At 53.8% G+C, this 23,815-nt stretch carries 19 protein-coding genes and 2 tRNA genes; 8 read left to right on the forward strand and 13 right to left on the reverse strand.

Annotation, left to right across the window (positions count from 1 at the left end):
* Nucleotides 1-304: 304 nt before the first annotated feature.
* Both AC4PS7_RS18820 and AC4PS7_RS18825 read left to right on the forward strand, forming a co-directional pair.
* Nucleotides 305-2,257, forward strand: a complete 1,953-nt coding sequence (locus AC4PS7_RS18820; RefSeq protein WP_492179682.1) for an AAA family ATPase — start codon at nucleotides 305-307, stop codon at nucleotides 2,255-2,257.
* Complete coding sequence (locus tag AC4PS7_RS18825) at nucleotides 2,242-4,236, forward strand: UvrD-helicase domain-containing protein (protein WP_492179683.1); 1,995 nt, start codon at nucleotides 2,242-2,244, stop codon at nucleotides 4,234-4,236. The genes AC4PS7_RS18820 and AC4PS7_RS18825 overlap by 16 nt, the downstream gene beginning before the upstream one ends.
* Before the next feature lie 79 nt (nucleotides 4,237-4,315).
* Here AC4PS7_RS18825 and AC4PS7_RS18830 read toward each other — a convergent pair whose 3' ends face one another.
* The 5 genes from AC4PS7_RS18830 to AC4PS7_RS18850 all read right to left on the reverse strand — a co-directional run bounded on the left by AC4PS7_RS18830 (nucleotide 4,316) and on the right by AC4PS7_RS18850 (nucleotide 9,707).
* Entirely contained in the window at nucleotides 4,316-5,401 is a 1,086-nt protein-coding gene (locus AC4PS7_RS18830; protein ID WP_492179684.1) for a DUF4238 domain-containing protein, read from the reverse strand.
* Nucleotides 5,402-5,891: 490 nt separating this feature from the next.
* Nucleotides 5,892-6,869, reverse strand: coding sequence for an integrase domain-containing protein (locus AC4PS7_RS18835; RefSeq protein ID WP_492179685.1), 978 nt, complete (start codon nucleotides 6,867-6,869; stop codon nucleotides 5,892-5,894).
* A 910-nt stretch (nucleotides 6,870-7,779) separates the two neighbouring features.
* Nucleotides 7,780-9,102 (reverse strand): tyrosine-type recombinase/integrase, encoded by a 1,323-nt coding sequence (locus AC4PS7_RS18840; protein WP_492179686.1) that lies wholly within the window; start codon nucleotides 9,100-9,102, stop codon nucleotides 7,780-7,782.
* 172 nt (nucleotides 9,103-9,274) lie between these two features.
* Nucleotides 9,275-9,350: transfer RNA gene (locus AC4PS7_RS18845), tRNA-Thr, on the reverse strand.
* 123 nt (nucleotides 9,351-9,473) lie between these two features.
* The gene (locus tag AC4PS7_RS18850) at nucleotides 9,474-9,707 is read right to left on the reverse strand and encodes a DUF2790 domain-containing protein (protein WP_047544157.1); all 234 of its coding nucleotides are present in this window, start codon (nucleotides 9,705-9,707) and stop codon (nucleotides 9,474-9,476) included.
* 348 nt (nucleotides 9,708-10,055) lie between these two features.
* On the opposite strand from AC4PS7_RS18850, the gene bcsQ (AC4PS7_RS18855) reads away from it, so the two are divergent.
* Both bcsQ (AC4PS7_RS18855) and bcsQ (AC4PS7_RS18860) read left to right on the forward strand, forming a co-directional pair.
* Complete coding sequence (gene bcsQ, locus AC4PS7_RS18855) at nucleotides 10,056-11,006, forward strand: cellulose biosynthesis protein BcsQ (RefSeq protein WP_198581298.1); 951 nt, start codon at nucleotides 10,056-10,058, stop codon at nucleotides 11,004-11,006.
* 207 nt (nucleotides 11,007-11,213) lie between these two features.
* Nucleotides 11,214-12,134, forward strand: a complete 921-nt coding sequence (bcsQ, locus tag AC4PS7_RS18860) for a cellulose biosynthesis protein BcsQ (RefSeq protein ID WP_021492201.1) — start codon at nucleotides 11,214-11,216, stop codon at nucleotides 12,132-12,134.
* A gap of 240 nt (nucleotides 12,135-12,374) precedes the next feature.
* On the opposite strand, the gene AC4PS7_RS18865 is transcribed toward bcsQ (AC4PS7_RS18860), so the two are convergent.
* The 5 genes from AC4PS7_RS18865 to AC4PS7_RS18885 form a co-directional block, all read right to left on the reverse strand.
* Complete coding sequence (locus AC4PS7_RS18865) at nucleotides 12,375-13,562, reverse strand: methyltransferase (RefSeq protein WP_096143941.1); 1,188 nt, start codon at nucleotides 13,560-13,562, stop codon at nucleotides 12,375-12,377.
* Nucleotides 13,543-14,232 carry an ABC transporter permease gene (locus AC4PS7_RS18870; RefSeq protein WP_029529264.1) on the reverse strand — a complete coding sequence of 230 codons (690 nt, stop codon included), beginning with the start codon at nucleotides 14,230-14,232 and terminating at the stop codon, nucleotides 13,543-13,545. Before AC4PS7_RS18870 ends, AC4PS7_RS18865 begins: the two co-directional genes overlap by 20 nt.
* A gap of 38 nt (nucleotides 14,233-14,270) precedes the next feature.
* A complete protein-coding gene (locus AC4PS7_RS18875; protein ID WP_010213911.1) occupies nucleotides 14,271-14,966 on the reverse strand; it encodes an ABC transporter permease in 696 nt (231 codons plus the stop codon).
* 74 nt (nucleotides 14,967-15,040) lie between these two features.
* The gene (locus AC4PS7_RS18880) at nucleotides 15,041-15,793 is read right to left on the reverse strand and encodes an ABC transporter substrate-binding protein (protein WP_010213907.1); all 753 of its coding nucleotides are present in this window, start codon (nucleotides 15,791-15,793) and stop codon (nucleotides 15,041-15,043) included.
* A gap of 13 nt (nucleotides 15,794-15,806) precedes the next feature.
* Nucleotides 15,807-16,580 carry an ABC transporter ATP-binding protein gene (locus AC4PS7_RS18885; RefSeq protein ID WP_010213906.1) on the reverse strand — a complete coding sequence of 258 codons (774 nt, stop codon included), beginning with the start codon at nucleotides 16,578-16,580 and terminating at the stop codon, nucleotides 15,807-15,809.
* A 554-nt stretch (nucleotides 16,581-17,134) separates the two neighbouring features.
* On the opposite strand from AC4PS7_RS18885, the gene gabP reads away from it, so the two are divergent.
* On the forward strand, nucleotides 17,135-18,526 hold the full coding sequence (gene gabP / locus AC4PS7_RS18890) for a GABA permease (protein ID WP_010213905.1): 1,392 nt from the start codon (nucleotides 17,135-17,137) through the stop codon (nucleotides 18,524-18,526).
* A 108-nt stretch (nucleotides 18,527-18,634) separates the two neighbouring features.
* Here the strand turns inward: gabP and AC4PS7_RS18895 are convergent, their stop codons facing one another.
* Both AC4PS7_RS18895 and AC4PS7_RS18900 read right to left on the reverse strand, forming a co-directional pair.
* The gene (locus AC4PS7_RS18895) at nucleotides 18,635-19,048 is read right to left on the reverse strand and encodes a hypothetical protein (RefSeq protein WP_042571326.1); all 414 of its coding nucleotides are present in this window, start codon (nucleotides 19,046-19,048) and stop codon (nucleotides 18,635-18,637) included.
* Between the two features lie 12 nt (nucleotides 19,049-19,060).
* Complete coding sequence (locus AC4PS7_RS18900) at nucleotides 19,061-20,005, reverse strand: alpha/beta hydrolase family protein (RefSeq protein ID WP_021492197.1); 945 nt, start codon at nucleotides 20,003-20,005, stop codon at nucleotides 19,061-19,063.
* 175 nt (nucleotides 20,006-20,180) lie between these two features.
* On the opposite strand from AC4PS7_RS18900, the gene AC4PS7_RS18905 reads away from it, so the two are divergent.
* From AC4PS7_RS18905 to AC4PS7_RS18915, 3 genes are all read left to right on the forward strand, one after another.
* On the forward strand, nucleotides 20,181-21,146 hold the full coding sequence (locus AC4PS7_RS18905) for an arsenic resistance protein (protein WP_010213899.1): 966 nt from the start codon (nucleotides 20,181-20,183) through the stop codon (nucleotides 21,144-21,146).
* Nucleotides 21,147-21,233: 87 nt separating this feature from the next.
* A complete protein-coding gene (locus AC4PS7_RS18910; RefSeq protein WP_492179687.1) occupies nucleotides 21,234-22,826 on the forward strand; it encodes an ArnT family glycosyltransferase in 1,593 nt (530 codons plus the stop codon).
* 119 nt (nucleotides 22,827-22,945) lie between these two features.
* Nucleotides 22,946-23,503 carry an HI_0983 family protein gene (locus tag AC4PS7_RS18915; protein ID WP_021492195.1) on the forward strand — a complete coding sequence of 186 codons (558 nt, stop codon included), beginning with the start codon at nucleotides 22,946-22,948 and terminating at the stop codon, nucleotides 23,501-23,503.
* A 141-nt stretch (nucleotides 23,504-23,644) separates the two neighbouring features.
* Here AC4PS7_RS18915 and AC4PS7_RS18920 read toward each other — a convergent pair.
* Nucleotides 23,645-23,720, reverse strand: a tRNA-Phe gene (locus tag AC4PS7_RS18920).
* Nucleotides 23,721-23,815 lie beyond the last annotated feature (95 nt).

Consider the following 23,815-nt stretch of genomic DNA (forward strand, 5'->3'; position numbering starts at 1 on the left):
CGCATACTAAAACCTTGAGTCGGCTGGCATATGGCCAGTTTTGCGCTAAGCTTGAGCCCGTCAAAACAGAGGGGGCCTAGCCATTTCATAGCCTTATTTGCTTCTCACAGGTTCCGCTCAGAGTGTTTTGGGGACTTGGTATTGGAATGCGCTTATTTTAAATACCTAATTACTAGGCTTTTAGATGGGGGGTTAATGGAAAGCAATTGCGCTATAGTAGTGATCAATCTTTGATTATTAATCAGTTCGACCGTTTATTTAGGTTCGGGCGACTATTAACTTTATACGGATATAAGATAATCACGTGAAAATTACCAAAATATCGGCAGGGAATTTTAGAGCGTTGCAAGACGTAACTCTAGACTTGAGAGATAGCTTATCACTATTGATTGGTAGGAATAATAGCGGGAAAACATCGTTGCTTGTGTTGTTCGAGAAATTCTATGAGCCCGGGAGTGGCTTTAATTATAATGACTTTCCACTCGCTGCTCGTAAAGAAATAATTGCTATTGATCACGCGAGTGATGTCTTTTCTTTGTCAATCAATATGCGTTTGGAAATTGAGTATGGCGAAGGTGATAATCTTCGACATTTGTCAGAGTTTTTACTGGATCTTGATAGCAAAACCAATAAAGTCAAAATCCTCTTTGAGTGCGTTATAAATAAGGATTTTTTACTTCGGGATCTAGAGCAGTTCGATGGCGAGAAAGAAAGGTTCTTTCGTAAAAATTTAGAAAAATATTTGCAAACAAATGTGTACGCGTACCTCAACGATGACGACCTTCTAAAGGATAATAGGGGGAGGCTTGTAAAGAAAGATATTTCTTTAATTAGGGATCTAATAAATTTTCAAATAATCCATGCCAAGCGTGACGTCGCAAGCAGTGAAGGGGGCAAAAAAATGCTTTCCAAGCTTACGACGCAATACTTTAATAAGGCAAACAAAGACACTACTGATTTTGATCCAATTAATAATTTGCTTCTAAAAATAGATGAAAGTCTTGAGCAGAGTTATACAGAATTTTTTGAGCCGTTCTTGAAAACGTCCAAGGCGTTTTTGGGGATAGAGGATATTAAAATTGTTTCAAATCTAGAGTCTAATGAGATTTTAGAGAACAGTTCCCAGGTTGTATACGGTGAGCGCTCTCAGTTTCTACCAGAGACTTTCAATGGTCTTGGGCACATGAATATCCTATATTTGCTTTTGAGTGTAGAGATAAAGAAAGAGTCTTTCGCTAAAAGCGGAAAAAATATAAATTTGCTTTTTATTGAAGAGCCAGAAGCGCACACTCATCCACAAATGCAATATGTCTTTGCCAATCAAATAAAAAACATTTTAAAGGAGATAAATAACATACAGGCTGTGATCACAACCCATTCATCTCATATTGTCTCTCAGTGCGACTTTAAAGATATACGATATTTGCAGAATTCAGATGGGCGCACTCGCATAAAAAACTTTTACTCGGATCTTAAAGAAAAATACGGAGATGATAAGGCATCGTTTAAGTTTCTTGAGCAATTTTTAACCCTAAATTCATGTGAGTTGTTTTTTGCAAGTAAAGTAATTTTTATTGAGGGTGTCACGGAGCGTATGCTTTGGCCTTATTTTGTGGAGCTGTTTGATAAGTCCCCACAGCGTGATCAGAATCACATATCCCTATTTTCTCAAAATGTCACCATTCTGGAAGTCGGGGCAAATGCCAAAGCGTTTAAACATTTTCTTGAGTTTTTAGAGATAAAAACTTTGGTCATAACTGATATAGATACAACCAAAAAAGGGTATGACTCAACAAAGCCTGTCCCTAAAATTATCTATCCCGCCTCTAAGGTCGCGGAAGCAGATCATATAAGTAATGCGACGTTAAAATATTATTACGAGGCTCCTGAGTTCTCAGAGAGTGTAAAGTTTACTGAGTGGTTTGGTAAGTTGGTGAAGCATGAGTTGGCTCACTCCTACGACAATATGTTCATTGCATATCAGAAGTATGAAGTCGGTTACCATGCACGAAGCTTTGAGGATGCATTCGTACATTTAAATAAAGATATTATTATTAATAATTTGGATGAAATTAATGGCTTGAAAAACAGGGAGGCGTTTAAAGAAAATCTCGATGCTTATGATCTAATAGATAAGGTTTTGGATAAGAAGTCTGCCTTTGCTTCGTCCTTGTTGTACTTGGCGCTAACTGATGATCAAGTTACTTGGCGGATACCTGCTTACATTGAGGAGGGCTTGGTATGGATATCAAAATAACGCCTTTTGATCAGGTGCTATCATGCCTGGAAAGTGAGACGAGTTTTTTGCTTCAGGGGGGCGCGGGTAGCGGAAAAACCGAAACTTTAAAGAAGTTGCTTGATCATTTATCAAGAAGTATGCCAGACAAAAAGGTCGCCTGTATTACTCATACAAATCTGGCCGCAAATGAAATTAAGGCGCGTGCCGGCGACTTACATAGCATAAGTACCATTCATTCCTTTTTGAATGGAATTATCAAATCCTACAAGCTTGATATACATAAAATAATTCATGAGATTTTTCAGCTGGATGAATTTGTAGTTGGGGAGGCAATGGAGGATGAGAAAGAGTATAAAAAGTTAGAGCATGATCGATACAAAAAGAAATATGAAAAATACGCTGATAAGGCATATTTTATATTGGGATATAAAGAAGATAAGGTTTTGGGAAAGCGTGACTATGATAAGGAGTCATCGACCGCAAATGAAGCGCTAAATGAAAAAATTCGACATTTGAATGGAAAGATAAAAGACGCTATCAATCGTGTCCCAAGTCATAAAATAACTTATAATGAAACAGCATTTGATAGTTTGCGCGAATTGAGTTTTGGACACGATGGGCTAATAAAGGTTGCAGTTTCTCTTTTTAGGAAATATCCAAAATTAAGGAAAATTCTATCGGATAAATACGACTATATTTTTGTTGATGAGTATCAAGACACATCGCCTGATGTTGTTAAGGTTTTTCTTGATTATGTTGCAGCGGGTACCGAAGTCACATTTGGTTTTTTTGGGGACTCTATGCAGGGGATTTATGAAGATGGCATCGGAGATGTCGACGCGTATGTTCTTTCAGGGGCTCTTCATAAGATTAATAAGGAGGATAATTTTAGGTGTTCAGAACAGGTTATAAAATTTATAAATAAACTAAGGGATGATGGTCTAGAGCAGAAAGTTGCACTCAAAAAGATGGATGGGGGTGAAAGTGAAAGCTTGGAGTCACGCCAAGGACGAGTGAAGCTTTTTTGTGCAGTTCATACGGATAAGCCGCATAGTAGTAGTTCGTCTGAACAAAAGGAGGCATACCAGAATAAACTATACAGGTTGATTGAAAAGACTCAGGCTTCAGTCGATTATAAAATTTTAATGCTAACCAATAAAGCGATTGCTTCAAAGGCGGGCTTTGGGCGGCTTTATGAGATTTTTAACTCTAGGTTTGGTCAGTCAACTAATGAGAACTTAGAGAAAATTCTAAGCGCTTGCCATTTTTTGGATTTGTACAATTTGTACGAAGCTTTTACCTCTAATGAACATTGGAAAGTTATTGAGCAGGTTAAGAAGTCTGGTTTTTTGATAGATAGCGTAAATGATAAAGAGATTTTGTTAAGGTCATTGAGTAGTATCTTTGATTTGACAGTGCCGATCCATGATTTAATCCGTCGTGCCTTTGAGTTAAAATTGATTAAAAGGTCAGAGGCTTACGATCGATTCATTAAGAGAAAAGCCCTGTTCCTAGAACAACTTGAAGGCTCTCACCGGTACAGGGGGTTTAAAGAGGCGTTCATAGGAGGGCTGAATACTCACAGTAGGCTATCGAAGTCTGGATTTGAAATTGATGAGTATGAGTTCCGAGATCTAGAGCGTGATTGCAAACGGGAAATTTTCTATACCAATTACTTTGGTTTTGATCTGACTCTGAAGGATGTAATTTGCTACTACGATTATCTTGGTGAAAAAACAAATTATATTACGATGCATAAAACTAAAGGCTCTGGGATACAGAATGTGTTAGTGGTGATTGATGAGTTTTTTTGGAGGGATTACAATTTTAAGAACATATTTTCTTCCAAGGATGTATTGTCAGAAAATCGTAAAATCATATATGTCGCATGCTCTAGAGCCATTGAAAATCTAATATGTGTGAAACTGGTCGATGAGGTTGAATTATCAACGGTTAGTGATTTTTTTGAAGACGTTGAAGTGTTGGAGTTTGATTGATTTTTTGAGAAAGATTGGATTTTTTTTTGCAATTCCAGAGGGGGGCCTATTTTGGTCTCCCTCCATATATTTATAAATTTCAGCTGCCAGTGGGCATGAACCATTCTCGCTGTTCTGGTTGGTAATTGCGCCCATCCCACGAATCTCGATCAATCAACAAATCGCTTGTGGCTAATTTTTGGCAGGCAGCAAAAGATAGGCTTGGGATGAAGGAAAGTTGTTCGTCAAATTGATGCAAAATTTCCTTATTTTCTTCTTCATGCTGTACGACGAATGTTCGAATTATTCCCTTTGTTTTGAATTCCTTCTTGCACGCATTTTTCCATAGGTCGTGAACATAGTTTGCGTTTTCAATGTCGTCAAAATATGCAGCTGAGGCAGCGCTGTGAAGCTGCAAGCTGTTTAGCTGGTCTATATCTTTGGCATGTCGAACGTCAATGTTGCCATTTTTGTTTGGCTTCACTTTGTATACATTCCTGTCGTATAAGAAAATCGCAGTGCGAGGGCTAAGCGGAAAGAAAATAATTAGTCCAGGGTTTCTCATACCAAGAACACCTCTGGAGCAAATATTTTGCTGGAAAGGGTTGGAAAAAACTACTGGTGCATCGCCAAAAATAAAAGGTTTGTTTGTCCTGTTTTTAAGTATTGCACGCCCCAGGTCGAAGAGAAAATGAGCGTTGGAGACCGACTCGATTATCTCGATTTTCTGAAACTCCTTTGCGTCTGGGACTACTGTTGTTGATTCTCGAAGCTGCTGCTTAATCTCATCTGATAAGTCTTCGCAATTGTTTATGGCGATCTCGAGAAATAAGTTTGCTATGTGTTGGCTTTGATCGCGTCTGTCGAGTCGAGTCGCTAGTGTTCTTGAGCGTTGGAACATAATACTTTGGAGGATTAAAATCACCTCTGAGTCGTCTAGTGAGGCGAAGGATTTGCAATCTTTTAGCTTTTTTAGCGGAGCTAAGAAACAACTTTCTAGTTTTGTTATGCTGTCCTCTACTACCTTATCTCCATAGAAGTAGCTTTTAGATGCCTGACCTTTGATTGAAGCCGTAGTTACCAGTTTTCCCGTGGATTTGTTTATTAGAGATATGCTTTTGCCGTTGTTTGAAAAGAAACGGAAGTAATACTGTGGTACATAGTGTTGATTCTCTTTGTCTGCCATTTCTTGGGCTCTGGGGGGGCTGGGTTTAAGGTCAGGGAGTCGAGCCTATCGAAAATGTTGGCTTTTAACCATGACAGGTGTCTTTGGATCGTTCTCAGGCGCTGCCTCCTTTTACATACCATTGTCAAAGCGAACGCAAGCGATGAGCAATACCGGTGCAATCGCCTTTTATTTAGAGGCACCTCATCCGATACTTTGTATCAATCTCGGTCCCCGCCTATCGCTTTGAACCGCCAAGCCTTGCCTAAGCGAATAGTGAGCAACCGCACTGTCAGCAGATAGTAGTAGCGCGTTGACTCAGCGCGCTGGTTTAAGTGTTGATTTATAAACCAGGTGAGATGTTTTTGCTGCCAAGACCATGGATTGGCTCGTTGCCAGCGTTCATCTATAGCTGATTGGATAACCTTTGCCTGACGGATGTGGCGATGCCGCGTGGCTGGTGACCCGGTGAGTGCACCCTCTAGGAATAGTGCCATATCGAATGGCTTGCTCAAGTGCGACCACCGATGTAAGCCGATACCACGTCGATACGACCGTGCCCCAGCTCATAGCTGATTTGTGCTTGGGCCTCCTGATCGAGGTGCCGGTCGAGTTGGTAGCAGCTGCCACCGTTGATGGGTGCAGGATGCTGGGTGATTTGTTCATAGCGTTCGCACGCGTAGGCCGCGCGCAATTCGTGGAAGCCCTTGAGATTGTGCGTATGAAGAATCTCCCGTGCAGGACGAACGATTCCCCGTTGGAATTCGAGGTAGCTCTCGTTCGGTGCCAGCAGGTTGCGGCTGCCATGCGGTAAGACCTGCTTGGCATATCTGAGTGCTTCGCGAGTATGCTCGTCCACTATGATCCAGCGAGGTGCTGTCGCACCGCAGCGGCCACCTTTGGTGCCGTCCTGGATGTTGACCTTGCCGTAGTGTTCGGCTTCACGTTTGAGACGTGGCAGGTCGGCCAGTATGGCCTCGCGCAAGCGCATGCCGGTGGCGCGGGCCAAGAGGGCGATGGCGGCCGCACGGGGATGCTGTTCGCGAAGCGCTTCGACGATGCGCATAACTTGCTCATGATCTTGGCCTTGGGGAGCGGTTGTGCGAACGGTGGTCCGCTGCATTCCCAACGCGTCACTCGGGCTCGGCACTTTCACATACTGATCACCACGAAGCGCGGCCATGGTCCGATTCACACTGGACAATTGGTTTTGCGCAGTGGCGATGGCGAGTTCGCCCTGTTCAACTTGCTGACGCAAATGCACGGCGTAGTCCAGCAAGGTCTGCCGATCAATCTGCCGCGCATCGTTAAACCCCGGCCCTTCCTCCGAGCGACACCAGCGTACAAACGCCTGCCAGCGATCACTGTGCGCCTTGACCGTGCCGTAATGCCCGCCGCCAAACATGTCCCGCAATGCCTGCGGTCCGGCATAACTCAGCTGCCGACCATAGCCAAAATTGCGTCCATCTCGTTTACCGACCAACGCCATGATCAAACTCCTCTCGAAGCCACAATCTTTGAAACCTTCCCCACGTCATCCCGCCAAGAATGCTGAGTGTTATCAGGGATCAAGGCCCCTGCGACCTGTGAGGGTTGTCCACTAACGCGGGACTTGCGGCTCCTTACGACCGGGAGCTTGGGCATCTCATGATCTGACCTCCTGAGCACTTCCGAAGAAGTGGGCGGGTGGAGGCTGCACTGGCTGACGAGATCAGCGCCGCGAGATCCTGAGTCGGGTGAAGGCAGTGATGAGATGACCGGGGCATGCCTGACTGTCAGTCAGGTGCAACCCATTCCTTGGGCTGCGGCACCATCATCTGCATTGCTGTTGCTGGTGACCTCGGTGTTTGTCACGCCGATTGTCACAAGGGGGAATGCCGCAAAGCCTTGTACGAGTTGGGCTGCAGCAGCGGTAGGAGCGCCCGTCTCTTTCCGGGAGAAAGAGACGGGCGCAGGTTGGCGCAATGAAATGGCCAAGCGAATAGGTTGCTGCAGGGCAGCTATAAAAGGGTATGAGTTGCCGCAGTGGCACTCTGGTAGAAGTAGGCATCCATCACATCGCTGTGACCGTGCGAGCCGCCGGACGCTAATCGCACTTTGGGAGAACCACCACGGCGTGGCGTAGCCTTAAAGGTTCTGGCTACCTGGGTTGCTGTCAACGACAGCGCTTTGCCCGATCTTTTCTACGCCTGTGGATAATTCGGGTCAAGACTCGAATTTTCGGGAGTTCTGCGGCTGTGGATGAAATTATCCACCGGTGGAAATCCGTGGTTTTCCACAGACAGTTGCGTGGGCTTTAGATTTTTTAAGTGAGGTCCATCCAAACAGGGCGGCTTTGCAGCCCTGTTTGGATGGACCCGCGTGGACAAGCGGATCGCTGAGATATGAAGACCGAGCGCTTACTCGGTTGCGCCACGTTTTGCTTTTAGGCGAGTGACGTTCGCTCCTGTCTGGTTCGCGAATTCGTGTGGAGTGACATGTTCCTGCCGGTTGGCCTCCAGGTACCGGCTCCACCAGTTCATGATCAGCCTGCGCTCCTCGATGAACTCTGCCTTGTGAATGTAAGCGGCGCGGACGTTGTTCCGCTCTTTGTGGCTCATCTGCCTTTCAATGGCGGTCTCGGACCACAGTCCTGATTCAATCAGCGCGCTACAGGCCATCGAACGAAACCCATGCCCGCAGATTTCGGTTTTGGTGTCATAGCCCATTTTTCTGAGTGCGCTGTTCACCGTGTTTTCAGACATCGGCTTCCAGGGCTTGGCATCGCCTGCAAACACCAGGTCGAGTTCGCCGGTGAGGACGTGGATCTGTTCAAGCAGAGTCACGGCTTGCGGCGATAAGGGTACAAGGTGGATGTCCCCGGCCATCTTCGTACCTCTTGTTGAAAAGGGTACTCCGTCCAACGCGGGTCGAGTGTCCGGTATCTCCCAGGTGCCGCGCTTGAGGTCGAACTCGCTCCAGCGGGCGAAGCGCAGTTCGCTGGAGCGGACAAACACATGCAGCGAGAGCATGACTGTCAGCCGAGTCAGCGTTCGTCCTTTGTAGGTGTCGATGCGCTCCTGCAATTCAGGCAGACGCGATAAGGGTAAAGCTGGGCGGTGAACTACCCTCGGGGCTTTGATCAAACCTTCAAGGTCGGAGGCAGGGTTTGCCGCGATCTGTCGAGCACGTTTCGCCTCGCGCATGATGCTTTGCAGGTAGTTTTGTACCCTTAAGGCGACGTCAATCGTGCCACGCTTCTGGATTGCTTCCAGAGGTTGCATCAAGTCGTGAGTGTCTAGGTCGACAATAGCGCGATCACCGATCAGTGGAAAAACATGGGTTTTTAGACGGCTCAGGACCGTATTGGCATGGCCTGGAGCCCATTTGGCAGACATCGCTTTGTGCCAGTCCAAGGCTGCGCTCTCAAAGGTTCGGCCTCGGATTGTGGCTTGCGTCTTGGCTTGGTGTTTGGACTCAATGGGGTCGATGCCTTCCGCCAGCATCCGCTTGACCTCCAGGCGCTTCTTGCGCGCATCGGCGAGGCCGACCACGGGGTAGTTGCCGAACGAGGTCAGTCCTTCACGACCATCAGGTTTTACATACCTGAAACGCCAGCCTTTGCGGCCATTGGGTTGGACTAAAAGGTAGAGGCCGTCGCCGTCGAAAAGCTTGTAGGCGCGGTCGGTGGGCTTGGCTGAACGGCAAGCCGAATCAGAGAGTGGGGCAGTGGTGCGCGACATAAGGGTACTCTTCCCTTTATCGAATGACCTTACCCCTATCTTTATCCTTAAAACGGCTGGTATCCATAAGATTTTGGCGGAATCCGACGGAACGCCAAAACGAAAAAACCCGCCAGAAGGCGGGTTTTTCGGGGGTTCCAGAGATTTTTAAAGCCTTCTCTGGAACCTTGTATGGTGCCGGCACCAGGAGTCGAACCCGGGACCTACTGATTACAAGTCAGTTGCTCTACCAACTGAGCTATACCGGCGTGTTAGGGCGACGATTATAGCGATTGGCGAGGTTCTGTAAACCCCTGAATTCTGACTATTTTTGCAAACCTGCAGGTTTTTTCATCTTGTGCGGTTTACGGGGTGTGGCGGGGCTTCTTTCTTCAGCTTCCGTCGGCGCAGTTGTCGGCGAATTTGCTGTAGTTCAGTACGTGTTTTTGGCCGTGGGAGTCCAGGTAGGTCATGTGGGTATTGACCACGCCGCAGGAGGCGGCGTTGTCCTCCACGGTGGCGACGATGCGTTGGATGTCTGGCTTAGGCTTTGTGTCGGCGTGGGCGTTGAGGGTGAAGGCGAGCAGGCTGGTGGCGATGAAGATGTTCCAGTTGTTGGGGTTCATGGGGGCGTCCTCGGTGCAGATCAATAGTGGGTGTGGGTCCTATTGAATGCCGGGGAGGTATATGGGGTGTGTCGCAAAACTCGGGTTTTGTTTCGTTTTGTATGGGGCGTGTGCCTAATTACATGCGAATACGCGTCGGGCGAAATGATTGATAAGTTGATCAACAATTGCGCTAAATAAATCTAAGCATTTGATTATTATAAGAAAAAATATAAGTCATATAAATGGCGCCAAGCCGCTCATCTGAAACAAGTTAGCTGAAATCATCAAAATACTGACACTATCAAGGTGATATCACACAATGCGCGCCTTATTTTATTCAACCATTTAAAGGGGGGAGCAAAGGCAGTGAGTCGCGCAGATGACATTTCCAAACTATACGACGCACTGACTGGCACCCTCCGTGTTGATCAGCCCCAGGTCGATGAGCCAGTTTCGCCTGGCTTGAAAAGCTTGCTCGATCAGCTGAATCAGGGCGCAGCCCCGCATCTTTATCCGCTTGAACTGGGTGAGGGGACGCTGTGCGACGTGTATTCGGAGGCAGCGGCGCCCAAGGTTGTGGTGGTGGTCTCCGCCAAGGGTGGGGTTGGCCGCACCACGCTCACGGCGGCACTCGCCAGCAGCCTGCAGCGACAGGGCCATCCTGCGCTTGCGCTGGACCTGGACCCGCAAGACGGACTGCGCCATCACCTGGCGCCCGGTGTGAATATGGCGGGTGTTGGCGCGACCAGCCTGCTCAACAAAACCTGGGAAGCGTTACCGGTTCGTGGTTTTGCCGGGTGCCGGGTAGTGGCGTTCGGTGAAACCGACCCGGTGCAACAGCAAAGCTTGAATCGTTGGCTGGGCCAGGATCTGGAGTTTTTGGCCAAGCGTCTGGATGGGATGAAATTGAGTGGCCGGGACACGCTGATCATTGATGTGCCGGCAGGCAATACCGTATACCTGAGCCAGGCTATGTCGGTTGCCGACGTGGTGTTGGTGGTGGTGCAAGCGGATGTCGCATCATTTCGCAGCCTGACTCAAATGGACCGTGTGCTCGCCCCTTACCTGGACCACGCGAAGTCACCGTACCGCTTCTACGTGATCAACCAGGTTGACCCTGCTCATCGGTTCAGCCAGGACATGGTCGACGTATTCAAGCTTCGCCTGGGGGAGGCCGTGCTTGGAACCCTCCAGCGCGATCCCGCGTTTATCGAAGCTCAGGCTTACGGGCGCGACCCCCTCGATCCGGTAAGCAACAGTGCCGCGTGCCGGGATCTGAGTAGTCTATGTCGCGAATTGCTCAAGCGAATCAATTAAGCGCGTCGATGGTTGAAGCATTGCAGGCCATTAAATTGACGATTTGCCGCTTATCTAAAAAATGAGCAGGTTTATCATCAAAATAATGACACTTTGTCAGTGCTGTCACAGAATGCGACAACAGAGACGCCGATAATAAGACCTGCGGTGAGCCTTCTACTTGCCGACCCTTCACGTCTTTAAGCCGCGTCGTGGGGAGTTCGGGCCATGAGCCTTGCTAACGAGTTTTTCGTGTTGTTCGGTAAAAATGTCACGCGAGATGCCCAAGGGCTCAACGCACGGCTGCATTTTTTCGGCAGCATTCCCGTCGAGGATGGCAGCCCCGTTTCGAGCACCCGCGAAGACGTGCCGTCAATGAATGTCCGCGCGGCGCGGCCCACCGTGGTGGCTTTGGTCTCCGTCAATGGCGGCGTGGGTCGCAGCACTCTGGCTACGGCCTTGAGCAGCGGCTTGCAGCGCCAGGGCGAGTCGGTGGTGGCCTTGGACCTTGACCCGCAAAATGCCCTGCGTCATCACTTCGGGGTCAGCCCGGATGCAGAGGGACTCGGCCCTGCCAGCTTGCAGAACGCGCAATGGGCGGCGATCCAGCAGCCTGGTTTCGCTGGCTGCAAGGTGATCACCTTCGGTAGCACCAGTACCCGGCAGCAAGAAAGCCTGCAGCGCTGGCTCACCCATGAGCCGGATTGGCTCGCACGGCGCCTGGAAGACTTGAGCTTGGGCGCGCGCCATACGCTGATCATCGATACCCCGGCCGGTAACAACGTTTACTTCCAGCAGGCGCTGAGCGTGGCTGATGTAGTGCTGGTCGTCACCCAGGCGGATGCAGCGTCGCTGGCCACCCTGGATCAACTGGATGCGCTGTTGGCGCCCCATCTGAAGCGCGAGCGCCCGCCGCGTGTGCATTTTGTGGTCAATCAAGTGGACGAGTGCAATGCGTTCAGCCTGGACATGGTCGAAGCATTCAAGCAGCGTTTGGGCAGCACCCTGTACGAGGTTCACCGTGATGTGGTCATCAGCGAATCCCTGGCTTTCAGCACCGACCCACTGGACAGCCAGTCGATGCGCCTGGCCGCTGACGATATCAATGACCTGTGCCGGTTGTTGAGGGTGTCGAAAAAATACGTCTAGAGCGCGGTTTATACGCTTAACGCCAGATGCTTATGCACAATCGGTTGGATGGCGGTGTCACGAAAAAGCCATTTTGTGGAGCCGTTCTCATCACGCCGCAACTGCCTGTTTTGCGTGCGTTTTATTTTGTGAACAAAAAATGACCAGCGCCGTTTATGAGCTGTAGTGCAGATGGTTACAGGCCCCGTAAAGAAATCATCAACAGAGTTATCCACAGGCTGCCTGCGACAATTTCGCCCCTTAATCGCGCTCGGCAAGCACCATCAAGTTGCGCGGCGTCAGTGCGGGTTCGCAAAAGGTGCCTACTTGGACGTTGTAGCCGTTTTCGTCGAGAAACAATGCCCGATCCAGCACCAGCCACATTTCCAATGGGCGCCGAAACAGACCACGCACCAGTTCCAAATTCCTGACCTCGGCCAGGCGGCGCCAGCCGTACGCTTCCAGCGCCGCCCAATCCTGTTCAGCTGTGGATAACCCGTTGAGGCCTGCCAGCTCCCGGCAATAGTCGGCAAAGGGTTTGTCCAGCCAACTGGCAGGCAGGGAGGGCGTTGGCAGGTATTCGTCGACGCCACGAAGGTCGCGTTGCAGTTGATCGAACCCCAGGCGTCGCGCCATGGACGTGTCCCGTTGCAGGCGCACGCGTTTGCCTGCGGTGACGGTTTCGCTCAGCGGCAGGCCGAGGTCATCGATCGACAGTTGCAGGCGTGACGCCCGGCCTGCATTGGACAGTGGCTGGTAGGCGTCAGCATGGATGCGGTTATAGCAGCACGGCGCCAGCGCCAGCTGTTTGCAGCCGGCCGCGCTGGCCAGGTGCAGCAGGCGCACATGCAGGTCGCCACAGGCATGCAGGGCGACGGGCGTGTGTTCGGGGGTGATCGCCACATCGGCCATCACGTCTTGCAGGCGATGGGTCACCGGCAAGCCATGATGGTTGCTCAAGGCCTGGCCTGTAGCGATCAGCGCAGGGTCGTATTCCAGGCAGGTCAGTGCCTGCCCGGTTTGTAACAGACGACGACCGAGGTGGCCCTTGCCCGCGCACCAGTCCAGCCAGTGTGTGGGTGTCTGTGCAAACTGCAGTGCCGCGCCAAAGGCTTCAATCTGTTCCCACTTGCGACCCGGAACATCCACATTCAGGCGATGGCGAGCGGCTTGCAGCGGGTGCATCGGTAACTTATCCACAGCACTGAGCTGCAGGGCTTGCGCAGCAAGCTGTGGAAAAGGTGCAGGCGCGGCGAGGTCATGGGGATGGTTGTGACGGGCTTCGGCTTCGGCCAACGAGCGTTGGCGCAGCCACTGGGCGAGGTCGGGATGCTCGGCTTCCCAAGGTAACTGGCGATGCGTAAAGGGCCGTGGTTTCCACAGCCCTTGGTGCTCGATCAGGAACGCATCCAGCGCGTGGAAGCGGGCCTCAACGTCCTTGGCAAGCATCGACGCGCAGCCAGCGTTCCAGCAGCTTGAAGCCGCGTACCAGCACGTACGCCATCAACAGGTAGAACAGGCCGGCGGCGAAGAAGATCTCTACCGGCAGGTACGTACGGGCAATGATGGTCCGCGCCATGCCGGTCAATTCCAGCAGGGTGACGGTGCTGGCCAGGGCGCTGGCCTTGAGCATCAGGATCACTTCGTTGCTGTACGCCGGCAGGCCGATGCGCGAGGCGCGCGGCAGGATGATGTAGAACAGTGTCTTCGGCTTGGACATGCCCAGGGCGCGCGCGGCTTCAATCTCGCCCGGCGGGATGGCCTGGATCGCGCCGCGCAGGATCTCGGCGATGTAGGCGGCGGTGTGCAGGGTCATGGTGGCAGTGGCGCACCAGAACGGATCGCGCAGGTAGGGCCACATGAAGCTCTCGCGCACCGAGTCGAACTGCGCCAGGCCGTAGTAGACCAGGAACAACTGCACCAGCAACGGCGTGCCACGGAAGAAGAAAATGTAGGCATAGGGCAGGGCGCTGACATACCAGCGGCGCGAGGAGCGCGCGATACCCAGCGGAATTGCCAGCAACAGGCCGGCGATGACCGCAATGGCCACCAGCTCCAGGGTGAGGATGGCACCCTGGGCCAGCTTGGGCAGCCACTTGATGATCACGGCCCAGTTCAGGCCCAGGTCGAAATGCGCCAGCCAGCTGTAGTCGCCGCTCATTGGGTGCTCCTTGCAAAGCCGCGGGCGGCGCGTTTTTCCAGGAAGTGCATGCCGGTCATGGCCAGGACGGTCAGGCCCAGGTACATGAAGGCGGCGACCATGAAGAAAGTGAATGGCTGCTTGGTGACGGTCACGCCGATCTGCGCATGGCGCATGATTTCTTCCAGGCCGATCACCGATACCAGCGCGGTGTCTTTCATCAGGATCATGAACAGGTTGCCAAGGCCCGGCAGGGCGATGCGCCACATCTGCGGCATGATCAGCCGAGTGAAGATCCGGAACTTCGACAGTCCCAAGGCGATACCGGCTTCACGGTGGCCTTTGGGAATGGCGAGGATCGCGCCACGGAACACTTCCGTTGCGTAGGCACCAAAGCACAGGCCCAGGGCGATCACCCCGGCGGCAAAGGCACTGAGGGAAAGGTCGGGGTTGCCAAAGAACTCCCCGAGGGCACGCATCAGGTTGACCGTGCCGAAGTAAATCAGCAGCACCCACAACAGCTCTGGAATACCGCGAACAATGGTCGAGTAAGCGCCGCCAAGCCATTGCAGCGGCTTGTACGGCGAAGTCTTGGCCAAGGCGCCGGCAAGGCCTAGCACCAGCCCCAGGCACAAGGCCGTGAGCGCCAGTTTGACGGTCATCAGCGCGCCAGCGGCGAGCGCCGGGCCGAATCCGTAGAGATCGAAATTCATGGTGTTTTCATATCGCGGCAGGCATTGCAAAAAGCCGACGCGCTCAACTGAGCGCGCCGGGCATACCGTTCAGATCATTCGATGCTGAAAGGGAAGTACTTGTCGTTGATCTTCTTGTAGGTGCCGTCTGCCTTGATCTCTGCCAGGGCTTTGTTCAGGCGCTCGCGCAGTGGGTCGCCCTTGCGTACGGCGATACCGATCTTGTCGCTTTCTACCACCGGGTCGCCTTTGAACTCGTAGGCCGAACCGTCTTTGCTCTTGAGCCATTCGTACTGCACGTACTTGTCAGCCAGGATGCCGTCCAGGCGACCGGAGGTCAGGTCGAGGTAGGCGTTTTCCTGGGTGTCGTACAGCTTGGCTTCGGTATCCGGCAGCTTGTCTTCCAGGTAAGTACCGGCCAACGTGGCGCGTTGTGCACCGATCACTTTGCCTTTGAGGTAAGCGGCGTCGGTCTTGAAGTCGGCGGTGGCTTTAGGCGCGATGAACTGCAGCTTGTTGGAGTAGTACGGGTCGGTGAAGTCGACGGCCGCCTTGCGCTCCTCGGTGATCGACAGCGAGGACACCAGGAAGTCGAACTTCTTGGCGTTCAGGGCCGGGATGATGCCGTCCCAGTCGGACACATACACTTCGCACTTCTCGACTTTCATCTTGGCGCACAGGGCGTCGCCGATGTCTTTGTCGAAGCCCACGACGTTGCCGCTGGCGTCTTTATTATTGAACGGCGGGTAGGCCGCTTCGATCCCCATTTTCAAGGTTTCTGCCATGGCCGTGGCGCTGAACGCCATCGAGACGGCCGCAGCCAGAAGGAATTTTTTATAGTTCTGCATGCATGTTGCTCCGTTAGCGGTTGCTGGACATGAATTGTTTGCAGCGCGCCGAAAGCGGGTTTTCAAACACCTGCTGTGGCGATCCTTGCTCTTCGACCAGGCCCTGGTGCAGGAACACCACTTCACTGGACACCTGACGGGCGAAGCCCATTTCATGGGTGACCAGCAGCATGGTGCGGCCTTCTTCGGCCAGTGCGCGGATCACATTAAGTACTTCCTGAACCATTTCCGGGTCAAGCGCCGAAGTGGGCTCATCGAACAGGATGACTTTAGGCTGCATCGCCAGAGTGCGCGCAATGGCCGCCCGTTGCTGCTGGCCGCCGGACAGTTGCGCGGGGTACGCGTGGCGTTTGTCGGCAATGCCGACCTTGGCCAGCAGGGCTTCGGCGACTTCGATGGCTTCGGCTTTGCTTTGGCCGAGCACACGGCGAGGGGCCTCGATGATGTTGTCGAGGATGCTCATGTGCGGCCACAGGTTAAAGTTTTGAAACACAAAACCGATTTCGCTGCGCAGGCGGTTGATCTGCTTGCCGTCGGCGGCCATCAATTCGCCGTTTTTCGCGGCCTTGAGCTTGAGTTCTTCACCGGCCACCAGGATCTGGCCCTGGTGCGGGTTTTCCAGCAGGTTGATGCAGCGCAGGAAGGTGGACTTGCCGGAACCGGAGGAACCCAGGATCGAGATCACATCGCCGTCGCGAGCGGTCAGCGAGATACCTTTGAGTACCTCCAGCTCACCATAGCGTTTATGCAAGTTGCGGATTTCAAGCGCGGGCGTGGCCTCGGCCATGTGGGGTCCTCATTGTGTTCATTGCAATCCTGCTGTTGGGCCGCCTTCCTGGCGAGGCGCCAAGCTAGCATAGCGTCTTGATGGCAGCCAACAGCGTGGCCGGCGGTAAACAGGTGGTGTGCGGCAGGGTGTCGCATCGGCACAGCAGCGTGTCGCGCCATCAACAACCGAACATCCGTTTGAACCTGAAAAACTGCAGGCTTCGCGTAAAAAAGGGCGCGATGGTGCCAGCTTTGGTCGGGTGTTGGAAGGGTTAACCGGGCAAACGGTGCATATCAGCCCTTTTGTGGGGCGTCACGTACTTTTTGTGTGTGTTTATGGTGCGTTTATTCGTCTTGAATGTGAGTCGCACGGTAACGCTATAGCGGAATGCCATTGTTCTCAATGACTTGCGAGGCGTGTTGAAACTTCCTACAGCCCGCGTCAATCGCGGCGCTGTAACATTTTGGCGCAAATCTTGCGTAAAAAATAAAGAACGCCCTGTTGGTTTCTTTTCACGACAAAGATTCCGAGCCGGGCCGACCGTTTTCGCAATTCCTCGTAAAGGTGTGTCAATGAGTAGTACGCAAAGCTCCAATGACCTCGAACAGGGGCTCAAACCGCGTCACGTCACCATGCTGTCGATTGCCGGCGTTATCGGTGCCGGTTTGTTTGTCGGCTCCGGCCACGCGATTGCTGCCGCCGGCCCGGCCGTACTGTTGGCGTATGCCGCTGCGGGGACGCTGGTGGTGTTGGTGATGCGAATGCTGGCCGAAATGGCCGTGGCGTCGCCGGACACCGGTTCGTTCTCCACCTACGCTGACCGGGCGATCGGCCACTGGGCCGGTTTCACCATTGGCTGGTTGTACTGGTGGTTCTGGGTGTTGGTGATTCCGTTGGAAGCCAACGCTGCCGCGACCATCCTTCATGCCTGGTTCCCTGATATTGCGATCTGGGTCTTTACCCTGGTCATTACCCTGCTGCTGACAGCAACCAACCTGTTCAGCGTGAAGAACTACGGCGAGTTCGAGTTCTGGTTTGCGTTGATCAAGGTCGTGGCGATCGTGGGCTTCGTGATCCTCGGCCTGGCCGCTATTTTCGGGTTCCTGCCGACCAGCCAGGTCAGCGGTGTTTCCCACCTGTTCGACACCCAAGGCTTCATGCCCAACGGCATGGGCGCTGTGTTGGCTGCAATCCTGACCACCATGTTTTCGTTCATGGGCACTGAGATTGTCACCATCGCCGCCGCTGAGTCGAAGAACCCAGGCCAGCAAATTACCAAGGCAACCAACTCGGTGATCTGGCGGATTGGTTTGTTCTACCTGTTGTCGATCTTCATCGTGGTGTCCCTGGTGCCGTGGAACGATCCGACCCTGGCAGCCGTAGGTTCCTACCAGACCGTGCTGGAACGCATGGGCATCCCGAACGCCAAGCTGATCGTCGACCTGGTGGTATTGGTTGCCGTGACCAGCTGCTTGAACTCGGCGCTGTACACCGCTTCGCGCATGCTGTTCTCCCTGGGTCGTCGCGGTGATGCGCCAGCGGTGGCCAAGCGCACCAACAAGAGCGGCACGCCTTACTGGGCTGTGCTGTTGTCGACTGGCGCGGCATTCCTGGCGGTATTCGCCAACTACGTGGCCCCGGCGGCAGTGTTCGAATTCCTGCTGGCCAGCTCCGGCGCCATTGCGCTGCTGGTGTACCTGGTGATCGCCGTGTCGCAACTGCGCATGCGCCAGAAACGCACGGCGGCGGGCGAGAAGATTGTCTTCAAGATGTGGCTGTTCCCAGGCCTGACCTACGCGGTGATGGTGTTCATCGTGGGTACGCTGACCATCATGCTGTTCCAGGAAGCGCACCGTATCGAGATCATTGCGACTGGGGTGCTGAGCTTGCTGGTGGTGGCGGCGGGGCTGTTTGTGTCGAGCCGTCGCAAGACACAGAGAGCGGGTGCGGCAGTACTGAACTAAATATTGTGGGAGCCGGGCTTGCCCGCGATGACGGACTGACAATCGATATCTTCGTTGGCTGACACACCGTCATCGCGGGCAAGCCCGGCTCCCACATTTGGTTTTGTATCAGTCCTGGGAGTTGGTCAGCGCTTGGGACGCCGCGACGTAATCCGCCTGGAACTGCGGCGACTCGATCCACGCCAGGGCCGCGGCTTCATCATCGGTATCTGTAGCCCACTGCCGATACTCGATCAGCGCCGCCAGGATAAAATCGGTGGCTTCTTCTTCGCCTTCCTGTTCCAGCACCAGTGCCAGCAACGGGTGGGCCAAGAACACGGCGCACAAGGCCTGTTGGCTGGTTTCGCCAGCGGTGCGCATCTCTACGAACAGCTCGGTCAAATCCACTGACTCAAGGTCAATGCGACTGTCGTCGCCGGCAAACGCGTCCGGCTTGGTCGCTACGGCACGCTGGGTACGGTTCTGCTTGGCCTTGGCCTTTGCCCGGTGGGCACGTTTTTGTTGCTTGTTCGGCGAGGCCATGGGCTCAGCGTCCTAGGTTTCGGATCGGGATGGGGTATTGAAGCGCAGGTTGAGGGAAATCCCAAGGGTATCTGCAGCCAATTGGCCGGTTTGAAGCCACGCCAATGCAATCGGCCACAGCCGATCCTGATACTCGCTGCGAAAAAATGCGAAATGTCCGACTTCCTTTTCGCCTATGTCTTCAGGCGCGATCCGCAGATGAGTGCGCGCACTGCTGTCGAAGTAATCCAATAGTCGCTCGATGGCAGCTACCGTTCCGAAGGGGTCGTCGGTGATGCTGATAGCCAGTATCTGCGCCTTCACACGACTGAATGGCAACTTACCCAAGGCTCGTCCGCTGGGGCGTGTTTCGTACCTGGGCGTCGGGGTGCTCCAGTCCCGCACCACGCCCGCTGGAGTGTCTTCCAGCCAGCCCAGGCGCTTGCCGGGAAAGTGCCCGCACAGCTTGGTCAATAACGGCATCACCACATGCCACTTGGCGAACATTCGCCAGCGCACGTCCGCCGCGTAATCGCGCCAGTACGCAAACTGCGCGCCTACGGTCACCATTCGCCGAATGACCGCACCCGATGCCCCGAGCCCTGCCGCGCAGCCACCGAAGCTATGGCCGACGACATCAATCGGCTGTCCCGGAAACTCCCGTTGCGCGCGCTTCAGCATTGCCTCGAAATCCAGCGCGCCCCAATCCGACCATGAGGCCTTGAAGCCACGCAATGAGCCATTGCGGGATTCGCCGATGCCACGGTAGTCGTAGGTGATGACGTCAACGCCGTTGGCGAACAGGTAGTCGGCAAAGCGCGCGTAGTGGCGGCAGCGGACGGAGGTGGCGGCGTTGATGATGACGACCGGGCGCTCAAGGTCGGTGCGCGGGTGGTGCCAGGTGAAGCCGCCCAGGACGTAGCCGTCGGCGGCAGGTTCCTGGAAAGCTTCCGGAGTGGGGCGGGTTGGGCGGTTCATGGGACTGTCGGGTCCTTGCGCCTTGGGTAAGGGCATGCTGGCTCACGCGCTTTTTTATAAGACGCCGAACTTAACAAATTTCGGGCGTTGGGATTGCGAAGATTGTCGGGGTGCTCGACCTTTCCCCCTCCAGATGCTTAGGCTGACGGCCTTTCGATCAATCTGGGCCAGCCTTATGACTCGCGACGTCCTCGAACACAACCAAATTCCGGTCTACTTCGCAGCCGTTCTGCTGGCCGTCGGCTTCGGCCTGTTCGCGCCGTCATTCGCCCAGGGCCTCAGCGTGTTTGTCACCCCCGGCATCGCGGTGCTGATGTACGCAATGTTCCTGCAAATCCCCTTTCTGGACGTGCGCCAAAGCCTGAGCAACAAACGCTTCCTGTCGGCATTGCTGCTCGCCAACTTTATCCTCATTCCGTTACTGGTATGGGCATTGACTCAAAGCCTGGCAGGACGCCCGGCTCTGCTGGTTGGGGCGTTGCTGGTATTACTGACCCCGTGCATCGACTACGTGGTGGTGTTTACCCATATCGGCAAGGGCGACTCACGGCTGATGCTGGCGGCGACGCCGGTGTTGTTGTTGCTTCAGTTGGCGCTGTTGCCGATCTATTTGAGCGTGATGCTCGGGACACAGTCCGCGGTGGTGGTGGAGGTGGGGCCGTTTATCGAGGCTTTCTTCCTGCTGATCGTGGTGCCGATGGTTCTGGCCGTACTCACGACTTCTCTGGCACGGCAATCATCGCTCGTCAGTGCTTGGAACGTCGCCTGGGCGTGGATGCCGGTGCCGGCGATGGCGCTGGTGCTGTTTGTGGTGATCGGCTCGCAAATCATCTCGGTGGTGCGGGATATCAACCTGCTGCTGCCGGTGATCCCGGTGTACATCGGTTTCCTGTTGCTGGCGCCATTGATGGGGGCGCTGGCATCGCGGCTGTTTGCGCTGCCCGCGGTGACGGCCAGGGCGGTGACGTTCAGCGCGTCGACGCGCAATTCGCTGGTGGTGTTGCCCTTGGCGCTGGCGCTGCCGGAGGACGTGCGTGGGTTGGCAGCGACGGCCGTGATCCTGCAAACCTTGGTCGAATTGGTTGGCGAGTTGATTTATGTACGGCTGATTCCGAAATGGGTGTGGCCCGTGGGTCGGTAAAAACGGGAATGTTCAGGTCCGTTCAGGCGCTATTCAGCAGGGCCGTCGGCACCATAAGTCGGCGCCCCTTACCTGACAGGTCAACCGATGGATCACCGCAACCGTTTTCGCCTGGAGTCCCTAGTCATCTTCCTGTTTGCAATGCTGCTTTTTACCCTGGGTATCTGGGATCAGCAGCCCCAGGGATTTGACGGACGCTGGGCGCTGTTCCTGCAAGAAATGTTTCGCCATGGTGCGAGTCTTTTCCCGACCACCTACGGCCAGCCCTACGCGGATTACCCAGGCACCGCGACTTTCCTCAGCTTTGTGTTTGCCCGACTCTTTGGCGCGCCCAACCATCTGGCCAATGTGCTGCCCACCGCCCTGGCTTCCGCGGGCGTGGTTACCTTGATTTATCGGTTGCTGGTCCCGGCGAATCGCCAGTGGGCGCTGCTCACTGTGCTGTTGACCCTGCTTACCACTCAACTGCTCGAAAAATCCCGCTCGGTCTGCCTGGATCAGATGGTGGCGTTGTTGTGTGTAGGAAGTTTTTACCTGTTGCACAGTGGCGGGCGTTGGAGGCGGCTTGCGGTGTTTCCGTTGTTCATCCTGGGCTTTGCGATACGCGGGCCGCTGGGGTTGATCGAAGTCTGTGGCGTGGTCTGTGTGTACTGGGCGTTGGGCAAGCCTGGGGAGCGTGTGAAACAGGTGCTGATTCACGGCGCTGTTGGCCTAGTGCTGCTGGCAATCTGTTGGTGGTTGCTGATGAAGTTGGCGCGCATCAGTGGGGGCGACGCCTTTGCCGACGAGGTCTTCAGGATGCAGGTAGGCGGCCGTCTCGATGAAACCGGCGAGCCGTTCTATTTCTACTTCCAATTGAGCCTGTACCGCTATTTCCCGGTGGTGCCATTGGCGCTGGCCACAATGATTGCGCTGCGTCATCGCTGGTCCGAGCGGTTCGAAGGTGACCTGCAATGTGTGGCACGACTCGGCGCCTGCGGCTTGATGATCTTGCTCGGGCTGTCGGTGCCGCACTTCAAGCGTGCGTATTACGTCCTGCCCATGGTGCCGATGTTTGCGGCTGTCGCGGCCTATGGGTTGCTTCAGGCGCCAGGTTGGCTCTCGGGCGTGCGCCGATGCTACGAAGGGCTGATCGTGGCGCTGCCGGCGTTGTGCGTGGTTGTAGTCTTTGTCTGTCGGCATGGGTGGCAAAAGCAGGGTTACTGGCCCGACGTTTCGCTGCCGTTGCTGATTGGCGTGTTGGCGGTGTTGCAAGTCGCAGCGCTGATCGCCTGGCGGCGAGTGGGGCGGTTGGTGTGGCTCAGCCTGATCGCATTGATGGCGCAATGGTTGCTATTGGTAACGGTAGTGGAGCCGGCCAAGGACCTGCAATTCGATACCCGCAAGTTTGTGGGTCAGGTCGAAGCGATGCGTGCCACGGCGCCTGGGCCGCTGGTGTTTATCAACTTGGGGCGGGACACTTGGGCGGTGCGCTACATGATGAACCTGAATCACGATGAGCAGCCGGTATTTATCGGCAGGGCAGAGCTTGATCAGCTAGAGGGAGTGCCCCGGCCTGCGTGGGTGATTGTGGCGCGCAAGGAAACGGCATTGCTCAAAGGGACGGCGCTGGAGCATCAGCATGCGGTATTCAGTGGGCGGTTGAATGACAATCCATTGACGGTGTTTTTGCTCAACTGAAAGGCGGTGGGTTGCGTACTGCCACTTCATCTTCGGTCCCGATAAAGACAGTATTCAGTGATGCGTTCGGCTACTGTGACCTGCGCAAAATACACTGACGCACTTTTTCAAGGATTGAAATGAAAGCCCTATTGCTTGTGTTATCCACCGTCGCCCTGCTGTACGGCTGCACCACGCCGCTCACATCCGACATGTCTAGCCCGTCGATTGCCGACACCAAAACCGTGGTGTTCGGCGGTAAAACGTTCGTTCTCAAATTCCAGAAACCGGGCTTGTGGGAGTATTTCCCGGCAGAGGAAAGCATCGATGCCTGGAATGAAATGCTGGACTTCACCGTCGTGCCTCGGGAGATGAACCGCTTCAAACCCCTCGACCTCGCCAAGCGCGCCATCCAGCTTCACCAGCAAGAAAACCCGAACATGCCTGCGATCCTGCTGACTGACAATAAAACCGGAATCGATTATTCGATGATGTTTTATCCCACCTCATTGCGTAAAGACGGGCAATTCTCGGAAATCAGTTATTTCAAGTATTACAGGGATGGCACTACCGGGCAGACCATCATCTTTCACTTTGCCAGGAACATTCCAAGACCGAACGAGCCCTCGCAAAGCGCAATAGAAACGGGCCGGGAAATAGTGCCGCTGATAGAGGCGTTCCCGCTGTATCGGCCGTAATGCCGTTGAACGCACAGCACCGATCGATTCGCCGGCGGTGCTTGCCGGAAAAGCGTCTATAGGATTTGTATTTTGAAGGGTGGCGAGGGCCGTAAACGAAAAAACCCCTGAGACCTTTCGGAATCAGGGGTTTCGGTATTTTGGTGCCCAGAGACGGAATCGAACCGCCGACACGGGGATTTTCAATCCCCTGCTCTACCGACTGAGCTATCTGGGCAACGGGGCGCATTAAACGGGTTTTTCAGGGGGTCGTCAAGCAAGTTTTCAAAAAATATTTAATTATTACCGTCGCTTACGTGCAGACCCCGGTTT

The sequence above is a fragment of the Pseudomonas sp. DW-iso3 genome (assembly GCF_058725305.1).